The sequence below is a fragment of the Chrysosporum bergii ANA360D genome, from assembly GCF_029891735.1.
GTDB lineage: Bacteria > Cyanobacteriota > Cyanobacteriia > Cyanobacteriales > Nostocaceae > Umezakia > Umezakia bergii.
This window is the reverse complement of sequence record NZ_JANQDH010000033.1, coordinates 66,044-77,654: the sequence shown is the minus strand read 5'-3', so window position 1 is coordinate 77,654 and position 11,611 is coordinate 66,044. Positions and strand designations below refer to the sequence as shown.

Genomic DNA, 11,611 nt, shown 5'->3' with positions numbered 1-11,611 from the left:
CCTTAGAAACTAACCTAACCATTGACCACATAATCCCCCTAGCCCGTGGTGGTCAAAACGATATCAGTAATTTACAAACCCTCTGCTTTACTTGCAATCAACGCAAAACAGATAAACTTGACTTTCGATTCCGGCGACATTACATATAGAAAACTTGGCAGATGACATTTTTGATTTTCAATCTTTAGATGATTTCATCAACTGGTTAGACCAACAAATTTAAAGTTTAGGTCAAGAAATGTGGTTAAACTGCCAAAAAAACCTAAGAGGGTGTTTGAAAAGTAACAAGAGGTAAGAAATTTAGGGTGTCAAACGCCCGACCATAATACGAATCATGTAATGTCTCATATGTTTGAAGTACTAGTTTGTAGTCTTTATTTAAACAGCGGCATCTAGTTAGCCAGCCAAAGGTTAGTTACACAACCAAACGTTTAGGTAACAGAAGAAAACCTTTGTGTTGTTGCGCTCGTAAGACAACTGGTACGGTCCAACGACAGAAATCCATCACCCAATAAATAAATGGGTTACCGTTATAACCACCATCAACCCAAATAATGTTCAGACGGGAAACAGCATTACCCATCTATGTGCCCCTGACAAGCAGGATCCTTGTGTTACACGCGCGATTGGCTTCGCCAGTACCGTAGGCGATCGCAGATAACAAGACAGAAACCTAAAAATTCTACATTCTACATTCTTGTCATTCTACCCATACCAGCAAAATGAAAGGTGTGATATGATGGGAAGCTGCTGCACACATTGAAAATAAGTAAAAAGTAGATCGATTATGGCTCTAACGCAACAGCGCAAACAAGAAATAATGTCTAAATATCAAGTTCACGAAACCGACACTGGTTCTGCTGAGGTTCAAGTTGCTATGCTGAGTGATCGCATTAGTCGCCTGAGCTTACATCTCCAATCTAATGAAAAAGACTACTCTTCCCAAAGAGGGTTGTTAAAAATGATTGGTCAGCGTAAGCGTCTTTTGTCCTATATTGAAAAAGGCAACCGGGAAAAATATCAAAATCTCATTGCTAGTCTTGGTATTCGCGGATAGGAGCTATTGCTTATGTCTGCTGAAGAATCTGAGGGTAATGCTTTACCTTTTGAACCAAAAACAAAACGCCAAAAAGTAGCCAAGGCTGTCAGCAAACCACAACCACAAGCTTTCATACCAGAAAAACAGCCCAGTAAGGAGCGACCCTTCAACAAGGAAGAAATGGCGATTCCCCAAGTGGTCAGCCAAAGGATGATCCGGCGAGTTGCTGGGTTCTGCGGTATACCAACAGCTTTAGGTATTACCACTTTAGTAGTGAGTTATTTACTGACCATGTATTCTGAGATACGTTTGCCTCCCATTGCTGTGTTATTGGTAAATATGGGGTTATTTGGTCTTGGAGTGCTGGGGATAACTTATGGTGTTCTTTCCGCCTCATGGGATGAGGAAAGAGTGGGAAGCTGGCTGGGTTTGGGTGAATTTAGCACCAATTGGGGACGCATGGTGGAAGTTTGGCGGGAAACCCGACAAAAAAAAGTATGATGCTTTAGCTCGGATGGTAAATTAGCTGCGGTGATGTTATGTTATTATGCCTAACACTAAGCAGCTAAATTCCAGAGCTACCTAGGTTTTACCATTGGGATCTAATACATATTAATTATAATGGAGGATGTTTCAAAGTTCCTCTTGCAAGGTAGATCCCCCATTTTGAGAAATTGAGTACATTGAGTACATTGAGTATAATTAGTATAATTAACTAATCAGGTGACCTAAAGATGATTGTAGTCATGAAAAGCGGTTCTCCAGAAATGGAAATTAACCGCATTAGTGCAGAACTAACCACTTGGGGACTAACACCAGAAAAAATCATTGGTCAACATAAAGTAGTAATTGGTCTGGTGGGTGAAACAGCCAGCTTAGACCCGTTGCAAATCCAAGAACTCAGCCCGTGGATTGAGCAAGTGTTGCGGGTAGAGTTACCATACAAGCGGGCTAGTCGTCAGTTTCGTCACGGGGAAGCGTCGGCAGTGGTGGTAAATACTCCTGATGGTAATGTTTTATTTGGAGAACACCACCCTTTAGTAGTGGTTGCTGGCCCTTGCTCAGTGGAAAATGAAGAAATGATCCTCACCACAGCAGAGCGGGTCAAAGCATCGGGAGCGAAGTTTTTACGTGGTGGAGCCTATAAGCCCCGCACTTCTCCTTATGCGTTTCAAGGTCATGGAGAGAGTGCTTTAGAGTTATTGGCTAAGGCGAGGGAAAAGAGCGGTTTAGGTATTATTACAGAAGTAATGGATGCCGCCGAGTTAGATATGATAGCTGAAGTTGCTGATGTGGTGCAGGTGGGGGCAAGGAATATGCAGAACTTCTCCCTGCTGAAAAAAGTAGGAGCTAAAGCCAAACCAGTGCTATTAAAGCGAGGAATGGCAGCTACTATTGAAGAATGGTTAATGGCAGCTGAGTATATTTTGGCTGCGGGAAACCCTAATGTAATTTTATGTGAGCGGGGAATTCGTACCTTTGACCGCCAACACACTCGCAACACTTTAGATTTATCTGTAGTCCCAGTGTTGCGGAAGCTAACTCATCTGCCTATTATGATTGACCCTAGTCATGGTACTGGTTGGTCAGAATTTGTGCCGGCTATGGCTAAAGCTGCGATCGCTGCGGGGACTGATTCGCTGATGATTGAAGTTCACCCCAACCCAGCCAAAGCTTTATCTGATGGGGCGCAATCTCTAACACCAGAAAGTTTTGATGAATTAATGCAGGAGTTAGCGGTCATTGGTCAAGCGGTGAGAAGGTGGCCGCAACCAGCAGCTGCGGCTAAGTGAGGAGTAATATCATGTGGGTGTAATCACTTATTTTTACACCCTTCCCGGACTATTAACGCCGTCTCCGGCCAGAACCAAATGAGCGACTACCTGTGGAACGTCGAGAACCAGAGCCAAAGCTACCGCCACTCCTAGGTTTGGTAGAGTTGGATCTGTTAGAGGGTTTTAGGTTACTGCTGCCAAAACCAGAACCAGAGGGGCGATTCCCGCTAGTGCTTGGGGTGGTGGGGCGTACAGTGGAAGATCCAGGAGATGATCTTTTAATGTTACCTGTGGTGCGGAAAGTGGTACGGTTGCGCTCTACTGCCGGTGGTGCATTATAGCGAGTGCGATAGTCATTAACTGCTTGAGTGTAGCTACTGCCATAACCACCGTAGCCGGTTAAAACTCCTCCTGGTTGATAGGCGGGTGGTACGTAGTATTGGGGTCTAAATAACATATTACCGATGACTTGACCGGCGATGTTACCAGCTACAGCCCCGGCAAAAGGTGCCCAAAAGTTGCTTTCTCTTCTGACTATAACTGTTTCTTGCTGTCCTGTTTGGGGATTGGTTTGTGTTTGGGTGACATTGTGGACATACTCAATTTTGAAATCTTCACTCATGTATAAAATAGGTTGTCCATTCTCCACCTTCAAAGAGGTGTTTTTTCCGGCTTTGATTTCTTCATCGGTGAGCCTTGCCATTTGCAAATTGTCGGTTGTAAAGGTTGGGGGTGTGGTGTTGAGTAAAAACATTGTATACTCCCCGGTGGCATCGTCGAAACTAGCTTGTTGTACTGGATACTCGCCATCACTGAGTTTAGTGGGTGTAGTAGTGCGGGTGACATTTCTATTTTCAGACACGGTTTGGTTAGAACTGCCACAACCAACAGTTGTTAAGCACAGGGTTAGTGCTAAAAAAATGACGGTAAATTTTCTTAACACGGTTATTAGCATTTTAATATGTCCTATTAATATGTCCCATATTTTAGATTAACAAACCCACAAGTTACAAGGGAATTAATTCTGGGTAGTACTGCAACAACTGGTCATTAGTCAGTTCATCACCCAACTGGGCAGGGGAGAAATGTACTTGAATGCCGCGGAGTTTTTGTTTATAATGCAAATTGATTAAGGCTTTTAAACCGTCCTTTAATGCGGCGATGTTAGATAGGTCAGTTTCTAAGTCGGGAACTTCCCCCTGATAAGCCACTGTCAACATGACTACAACGTTACGAGTAACGGGTATGGAAAAGGATTGATCACCAGACGGGGAACTAGGATCAAAGCTGGAGCCGTAGCGTTCCCCGGAATCATTAAATAATTCGTTGAAGTAATCTCCTGCTTCTCCTTCATCCCAGAAAACTTCCCCTTCATTAGCAGCAGACAGCCAGTCTTCGTCGTATCGCAGTAGAGTTTCGCAAATTTCTACTAATCCTTCTCCTAAACTGTGCAGGTCGCCATCAGCCGCCATGGCTTCCCGTGCTGTGGTATTGAGTACTCCTAAAATTGGGGCGACATCAGAGCCGGCTAAATGTAAAAAGAGGCGACAGACAACATAGCGGGTCCGACCTATCATTTTATTAAAGGTATCACGCATTGGCTTTCTCCATCATTGTAACTAATACAATAATAATTCACACGCTATGGCTGTTGATTGTTCTAGAGTTGAAATGCTAATCCTCAAAGATATACCATTGAAAGTCTCCTAGTGTGAGCATCTGGAAATAAGTAGTTAAAATTAAAAATGAAAATTGGTATTTTAGGACTGGGACTAATTGGCGGTTCTTTGGGTTATGATTTGCGATCGCAGGGACATGATGTTTTGGGTGTCAGTCGCCGTGAATCTACCTGTGAAAAAGCCATGGCTCTGGGTAGTGTTGATCAAGCATCTATTGACCTGAGCCTATTAGCCGCAGCGGAGGTTATTTTTATTTGTACACCTATTGCCCTGATTGTTCCCCAGGTGCAACAGCTGATGAATTATTTGCCTATAAGTACAATAATAACTGATGTTGGTTCAGTTAAAACCCCCATAGTTGAAGCGATCGCTCCGGCATGGGAAAATTTTATCGGTGGTCATCCCATGGCGGGAACGGCGGATAGTGGCATAGAAGCAGCACAACGTAATTTATTTGTGGGTAGACCCTATGTGCTAACACCAGATATGACCACCCCAAAAACAGCCATTTTAATTGTAGAACAAATCGTGCGATCGCTGGGGGCTAAACTTTATATTTGCCAACCAGAGCAACATGACCGGGCTGTGAGTTTAATTTCTCATTTACCTGTGATGGTGAGTGCTGCTTTAATTAGTGCCTGCATGGGTGAAACTGATGCTCAAGTGTTGCAACTAGCGCAAAATCTAGCTAGTTCAGGTTTTCAAGATACTAGCCGTGTTGGTGGCGGTCATCCAGAGTTAGGGGTAATGATGGCGCAGTATAATCGTCAAGCTCTGCTGAATTCATTACAACAATATCGCCAACACTTGGATGAGTTCATTTACCTAATTGAACAGGAAAACTGGGTGGGTTTAGAGTGCAAATTGCAGTCAACCGGTAAAAACAGACCAAAGTTTGTTGGTAAATTTTAAGGTAATTTACATACTTGACAGCCCATCCTTACACATTATGTTGATAATTATCATTTGCCAAGAAAGAGGAATTAGTAAAACCTTCTTTGCTCATGGTGGTTGAGATTAGATCAGGATGGTTTAACAAATTGGTGACATCATCACCGACTCCTGAAACACCACTCCCCAGAGATGTTAGTTCCGATAGAATATCAAAAGACCAATCTTCGTTACCAATATATGTTTTGCCATCTTCGGTAGCTTCAATACTATTACCCAGTAAACTACTGTCATTAATATTGGCAACATTGGAATTACCCAGAATATTATTGTTATAGCCACTGGGTATATTGCCATTACCATTGACAGTATTATTGTTACCTAACTGCCAGTTACCATTGCCATCACTGGTGTTGCTGATGCCAAAATACCAATTACCATTGCCGTTACTGGTGTTGCTAATGCCAAAATACCAATTACCATTACCATCGCCAGTGTTGCCAGTACTAAAATACCAATTACCATTACCATTGGCTGTATTGTCGCTTCCGTAAAACCAGTTACCATTGCCATTACCTGTGTTATTGGTAGTAGTTGCACCGGGTTCTCCAGATTCTAAATTCTTCAAATCAGATATCCAGTCCTCGCTGCTGTATGGTACTGTCAAGCCTTCGGGAGCTTCTGGTAATGGGTTTCCATTAGTTTCGCTACTACCTGAGAAGGAATTGCCATTACTGGTATTATTGCTAGTGGAAGAACTCAGCATATCACCAGAAAGATTATTACCACTTGCAAATGGGTTACCACCGCTATCAAGAGAGTTACCCTCTATGTTCATAACTTCCATTAATTGACCAAAGGGATTATTATCATCAGGAGCCAAACTCCGCTCATCCGCAGTGCGGGTGTAATTGTGGGTGTAGTTACCATCCTCACTAGTGGTAGAGACATTACCTCCATCCCCACCCATGAAGGGATTACCACCACTAGCAACATGATCAGGAAGATAGGCTTCAGGGGGGTTACCACTAGCAAAGTCATCAACCACACTTAAATCAGCACCTTGATCAGATACCCATTCACCGTCTGTTAAGTACCAGTTACTATTACCTTGGATACTGTTTTCACTCATCACATTTATTCCTTAATCTTGAATATACTTGCAATAAAACAATAAGATGTTTAAAAAGGGTTGCCAATGAATAAAGTTTGGATTGGGTTGGCTTAAGTTTTTCAATCAGAACAGAGTCAGCCTTGCGGCTTTTTTGCACTTGGTTTAGACTTGCTAACATCTACAGGCATCATAGATATTGATATAATAAAGAGCAATTTTCAAATGACCATATACTTTTACAAGGTATGGCAGCCTTATGGCTGTTTTTCTAATTTTTCTGCCCACGGAATCCAAATTAAGCGTACTTATTGGTCAACTGTGGAGCATTATTATCAAGCTCAAAAGTTTGTCGGTAGTGTGGATGCTGAAATTATACCTATGATCCATAGTGCAGCCACCCCAGAAGAAGCTGCTACTCTGGGACGTTGTCCCACTCGCCGAGTGCGTCCAGACTGGGAAATGGTGAAAATTGAAGTGATGCGAGAAGCTGTACTGCAAAAGTTTCTCACTCATCTGGAAATTCAAGCAGTTCTTCTCTCTACTGGTGATGAAACCCTGGTAGAAAATTCACCCCATGATTATTTCTGGGGCTGTGGTGCTGATCAGACTGGTAATAACCATCTTGGCAAAATCCTGGTGGAAGTGCGTGATAAAATCCGTAAATCCCGGTTTTTACCAGTTATTTCCGGAGAGAGTAGGTTAGATTAGGGAGACTTAAATTAAATATTTAAATGTTTGCTCTGGCTTGGGTAATGTTGTCATTTTCCCAAGTCCAAAATTTACTAGTCAAAATTACGGTTAAATTACCAGTGGTAAAAGTCAAACTTTTACCAAAAAAATATATAAACTATTATCAAAAATCGGTAAATCTTAACACTAGTGATGTATAATGATCGTATGGTAACACAAGCATCCTGCTTGTTAATGATGTACTTGGCTAAGGAGCAAAAACTGCTCTAAAGTTTTATTGAGCTTATAACAATTTTTTAATTTGTTTTTTTAATTTGTTTTAATTTACCGTATCATTTTTTAGGTGTACCAGCAATGGGATTTACTGACGACTCCAAAAGTTGGCAATCAACTAACAACCAAGAAAACTTATTGCATCGGATCACAAACCAGATTCGGCGATCGCTAGAACTCGAAGAGATACTAGCGGCTACTGTTGAGGAAGTGCGGGAATTTTTGCAGACCGACCGAGTAATGGTGTATCGGTTTGATGCTGATGGTAGCGGAGAAGTGATTGCTGAATCTATTGATCAAGAGCGTCTACCCATATTATTAGGGCTACACTTCCCAGCAGATGATATTCCCAAAGAAGCCAGAGAAATGTTTTTAGTGGCGGGACAGCGTTCTATAGTAGATGTTGCTGGGGGGATGATAGGAGAATCACCCCTTAACTCCCCAGAAACCAGTCAATATCTAGAAAAAGAGAATATTTACTATCGGCAAGTAGACCCATGCCATATTCAATACTTAACAGCCATGGGGGTACAATCTTCCTTAGTGGTGCCGATAATACACCAAGACCCGAAGCTAAAATCACCACAACAGCAACTGTGGGGGCTGTTGGTGTCCCACCATAGCCAACCACGCATAATTTTACAGCGGGAACTTGATGTAGTGCAACAAGTAGCTGATCAAGTGTCCATAGCCATTGCCCAAAGTAACTTACTCAGCGAAGCCCGTAGCCAACAACAACGAGAAGCCACAATTAACAAAGTTACTACCTTGCTGCATCAACTACCCACAATTCAATTACAAACAGCTTTAGAAGAAGTTATTGGGGCATTTAATGGCATAGGTGGGAGAATTTACATTAATTCTAGCGACACAGTATACACATCAGGGGAACAGCCCCAGCCACTCGACAGTTTACCAAACAGTGCCATTGAACAGCATCCAGTGTGGCAAAAATGGATAGCTGAAGTTCAACCCGGTCATATTTTGGCAATTACTGACCTGTACAAAGAACCACGGTTGCGAGTTTTGGCCCGTGCATTTCAATCAAATGACATTCGTGGCATAATTATCATACCCCTACACACGCGGCATACTTTTATTGGTACTATCAGCATTTTTCGCTGCGGATTTGATAGAGAAATTTTGTGGGCTGGACAGCATGATCCTCATGAACGCCAACAATTACCCCGGTTGTCCTTTGAAGTTTGGCGAGAGGAAAGAAAAGGCCAAGCACGTCCCTGGGAGGCGGAAGAAATTTCTCTGGGGCAGGCTTTGTGTTATCACTTCTCTATGGCAATTCATCAGCAGCAAATGTACCAACAGCTGCAGCAACTGAATGTTGACTTAGAATGTCGGGTAAAGGAAAAAACTGCTGAATTAGAAAAATCATTACTACTAACTAAGGCAATTTCCCAAGTCACTGACCAAATTCGCAAGACATTAGACCTAAAAACCACCCTGCAAACTATTGTTAGGGAAGTACGTTATTTACTAAATTCAGATAGAGTGGTGATTTACCAGTTGACTGGTGAGTCTAGCGGTGAGGTAATTGTGGAAGATGTTAATGGTCTGTGGCCGTCAGTGTTGGGAATTAAAACACCTTTGGGGTGCTTTCCTGATGAGTCGGCGCGCTTGTATTTGCGAGGTAGAACTAGGGCAATTAATAATGTTGTAACAGAAACTTTAAGTGATTGTCACCGGGAGTTTATGCAGAGTTTGGCAATACAAGCTAACTTAATTGTACCCATCAATATTAGTCATCAAGTCTGGGGTTTATTAATTGCCCATCAATGTGATGGTCCGAGAAACTGGCAAGTGGCAGAAGTTAATTTATTGCAACAGCTGGCAGATCAAGCAGCGATCGCCATTCAACAAGGCCAACTATATGAACAAGCCGGTGTTGCGGAAAGAAAAGCCAGGGCTAAAGCTACACAATTAGAAAATACTTTATCTGAATTGCGAGCAACCCAAGCAAAGTTAATTCATAATGAAAAAATGTCTAGCTTGGGACAGTTAGTAGCAGGTGTAGCCCACGAAATCAACAACCCAGTTAATTTTATCTACGGTAACTTGTCCCACGCTAACGACTATATCCAAGAAATACTAGAACTATTAAACCTTTATCAAGTGTCCTATCCCCAACCCAATCAGGAAATTCAATCATTAATTGCAGCCATTGATTTGGAGTTTTTGGTCAAGGACTTACCTAAGACTATATCTTCAATGAAAATTGGCACTGACCGCATCCGTTCAATAGTGTTATCTTTACGTAATTTTTCCCGTTTGGATGAGGCGGAGAACAAGGCTGTGGACATACATGAAGGCCTAGAAAATACTTTATTGATTTTGCAACATCGGCTGAAACAAACTAGCAGTCAAAATGGTATTCAGGTGATTAAAGATTATGGCGATTTACCACTGATAGAATGTTATGCAGGTCAAATGAATCAGGTATTTATGAATGTGATTAGTAATGCCATTGATGCCTTAGAGGAGCAAACTAAAGCGGTAAATACAGTTGATTCTGTTTGTGTACCTACGATTCGGATTTCTACTCAACTCTCAACAGACCATTCCCAGTTACTAGTTAGCATTGCTGACAATGGCACTGGTATGAGAGAAGATGTAAAAAAACGCATTTTTGACCCGTTTTTTACCACTAAGTCGGTGGGTAAGGGTACTGGACTGGGGCTGGCTATTAGCTATAAAATTGTTGTAGAAAAACATGGTGGATCAATGGAGTGTAAGTCAGAAATAGGTAAAGGTACGGAATTTGTGATTGCGATTCCTTATCAGCATTTTAAAGACTAATGGCATCTTTAGTTACCTATTCCCTAATTGCCTATTCCCTGTTTTAATGATAAATAATTAAGCTAACATCATATTATGTCAATTATTGCCCTTAGAGCATGGTATATTGAAGATTATCAGCCGATCGCTCAACTGGAGAAACGACCGCCAGATATTCGCCTGAGTAAAAAAAGCTTGCTGAAGTCAGGATTGCGGGCTGACTTTCTCGAAGATATTGAGGATGTTAAGCAGTCAATTTGGTTTGAGCGCTATTTAGCGGGGGAAAATATTGAATTTTATATAGAAGGTAGTGGTGGCTATTGCGTAGCTAACATAGATTTGATTAGTCATGAAATTTATTTCACTAAACAAGCATTGTTAGCTCAGTTAGAACCAATGGTTTATTTTAGCTCCCAAACTGAGTATCCCCCAGCCAGTGATGCGCTACGAGAAGAACTACAAAAAAGTTTGGAGTCTTTGAACTTGCGATCGCGCTGTCCTTTAACATTAGTGGAGTCTCAGCGTCCTAGTAATGCTATCATCAGGCTCAACCGTACTGTGATGCGAAAAATTCGCAGGAGTATGTTGTTTATTGCTGACACTACCGCCATCGCTAGTATTGCTGGTAAAGAAACTAATCAGTTAATACCCAGTCCTAATGTCTGTGTAGAAGTTGGCTATGCTATTCAAAGTAAGCGTTCTGAACAGCTTTTGTTAGCACAGATGCAGCACCCAGATTTTGAGGGGGAATTTCCTTTTGATTTGCCCCTCCAGCAAATTGTACAATTTCGAGATAGTGCAGAACTGAATAAAATACTCACCAAAGTGATGGAAACCCAGTTAGGAAGATTTAAGTTATTTTTTTAAACCAATTATAGATTAGTGGAAATTGCCTGTACTGGACAGGTGGGAATACACTGTTCACAAACAATGCAGCGCGATCGCGTGAAGGTGAGTTGATATGTTTCTGGGTGTAAGCTGAGGGCTTGTGTGGGACAAACCCCGGTACATAGACCACAATGAACACAAATATCCTGATCAATGGCAATTTCACTTAAATTATGGGAAACAGTGATATGGCGCGATCGCAGCCACTCAATGGCTTCATCTAACTGATCAATATCTCCTAATAACTCTACTACCAGTTTGCCAATTTGATTGGGGGCTACCTGAGCGCGGATAATATTGGCGGCTACATTAAATTCTTTGGCTAGTAAGTAAGTAATAGGCATTTGAACAGCCCGTTTGGGAAAAGTGAGAGTAACTCGTTTTTTCACAGTTTTAGCAGGTGGAGTTGGTTCTAGGGCAAACACCAGCAACAGGTTAAACTAAATCATAACAGTACTTAACAAGTTTTAAC

13 protein-coding genes are annotated in these 11,611 nt (G+C 41.9%); 8 read left to right on the top strand and 5 right to left on the bottom strand.

Annotated features, from left to right (window positions below):
* On the top strand, positions 1-149 hold a 149-nt coding region (locus tag NWP17_RS05100), incomplete at its 5' end, for an HNH endonuclease (protein WP_280653833.1).
* Between the two features lie 266 nt (positions 150-415).
* Here the strand turns inward: NWP17_RS05100 and NWP17_RS05095 are convergent.
* Positions 416-583, bottom strand: coding sequence for a hypothetical protein (locus tag NWP17_RS05095; RefSeq protein ID WP_280653829.1), 168 nt, complete (start codon positions 581-583; stop codon positions 416-418).
* Between the two features lie 204 nt (positions 584-787).
* Between NWP17_RS05095 and rpsO the strand changes: the two genes are divergently transcribed.
* From rpsO to aroF, 3 genes are all read left to right on the top strand, one after another.
* Positions 788-1,057 (top strand): 30S ribosomal protein S15, encoded by a 270-nt coding sequence (gene rpsO / locus NWP17_RS05090; RefSeq protein ID WP_280653828.1) that lies wholly within the window; start codon positions 788-790, stop codon positions 1,055-1,057.
* A gap of 12 nt (positions 1,058-1,069) precedes the next feature.
* A complete protein-coding gene (locus tag NWP17_RS05085; RefSeq protein WP_280653827.1) occupies positions 1,070-1,540 on the top strand; it encodes a PAM68 family protein in 471 nt (156 codons plus the stop codon).
* Positions 1,541-1,773: 233 nt separating this feature from the next.
* On the top strand, positions 1,774-2,832 hold the full coding sequence (gene aroF, locus NWP17_RS05080; RefSeq protein WP_280653826.1) for a 3-deoxy-7-phosphoheptulonate synthase: 1,059 nt from the start codon (positions 1,774-1,776) through the stop codon (positions 2,830-2,832).
* A 52-nt stretch (positions 2,833-2,884) separates the two neighbouring features.
* On the opposite strand, the gene NWP17_RS05075 is transcribed toward aroF, so the two are convergent.
* Entirely contained in the window at positions 2,885-3,769 is an 885-nt protein-coding gene (locus tag NWP17_RS05075; protein WP_280653825.1) for a hypothetical protein, read from the bottom strand.
* A 52-nt stretch (positions 3,770-3,821) separates the two neighbouring features.
* Entirely contained in the window at positions 3,822-4,412 is a 591-nt protein-coding gene (locus NWP17_RS05070) for a DUF1517 domain-containing protein (RefSeq protein ID WP_280653824.1), read from the bottom strand.
* A 147-nt stretch (positions 4,413-4,559) separates the two neighbouring features.
* Here NWP17_RS05070 and NWP17_RS05065 point away from each other — a divergent pair, with 147 nt between their 5' ends.
* On the top strand, positions 4,560-5,405 hold the full coding sequence (locus tag NWP17_RS05065; RefSeq protein WP_280653823.1) for a prephenate/arogenate dehydrogenase: 846 nt from the start codon (positions 4,560-4,562) through the stop codon (positions 5,403-5,405).
* A gap of 28 nt (positions 5,406-5,433) precedes the next feature.
* Here NWP17_RS05065 and NWP17_RS05060 read toward each other — a convergent pair whose 3' ends face one another.
* Positions 5,434-6,516, bottom strand: coding sequence for a hypothetical protein (locus NWP17_RS05060; RefSeq protein WP_280653822.1), 1,083 nt, complete (start codon positions 6,514-6,516; stop codon positions 5,434-5,436).
* 204 nt (positions 6,517-6,720) lie between these two features.
* Here NWP17_RS05060 and NWP17_RS05055 point away from each other — a divergent pair, with 204 nt between their 5' ends.
* The 3 genes from NWP17_RS05055 to NWP17_RS05045 all read left to right on the top strand — a co-directional run bounded on the left by NWP17_RS05055 (position 6,721) and on the right by NWP17_RS05045 (position 11,118).
* Positions 6,721-7,206 carry a riboflavin biosynthesis intermediates N-glycosidase gene (locus NWP17_RS05055; RefSeq protein WP_280653821.1) on the top strand — a complete coding sequence of 162 codons (486 nt, stop codon included), beginning with the start codon at positions 6,721-6,723 and terminating at the stop codon, positions 7,204-7,206.
* A 336-nt stretch (positions 7,207-7,542) separates the two neighbouring features.
* The gene (locus NWP17_RS05050; RefSeq protein ID WP_280653820.1) at positions 7,543-10,272 is read left to right on the top strand and encodes a GAF domain-containing sensor histidine kinase; all 2,730 of its coding nucleotides are present in this window, start codon (positions 7,543-7,545) and stop codon (positions 10,270-10,272) included.
* A gap of 75 nt (positions 10,273-10,347) precedes the next feature.
* Entirely contained in the window at positions 10,348-11,118 is a 771-nt protein-coding gene (locus tag NWP17_RS05045) for a hypothetical protein (RefSeq protein ID WP_280653819.1), read from the top strand.
* A gap of 5 nt (positions 11,119-11,123) precedes the next feature.
* Here the strand turns inward: NWP17_RS05045 and NWP17_RS05040 are convergent, their stop codons facing one another.
* On the bottom strand, positions 11,124-11,528 hold the full coding sequence (locus NWP17_RS05040; protein ID WP_280653832.1) for an NIL domain-containing protein: 405 nt from the start codon (positions 11,526-11,528) through the stop codon (positions 11,124-11,126).
* Between the last annotated feature and the right edge of the window lie 83 nt (positions 11,529-11,611).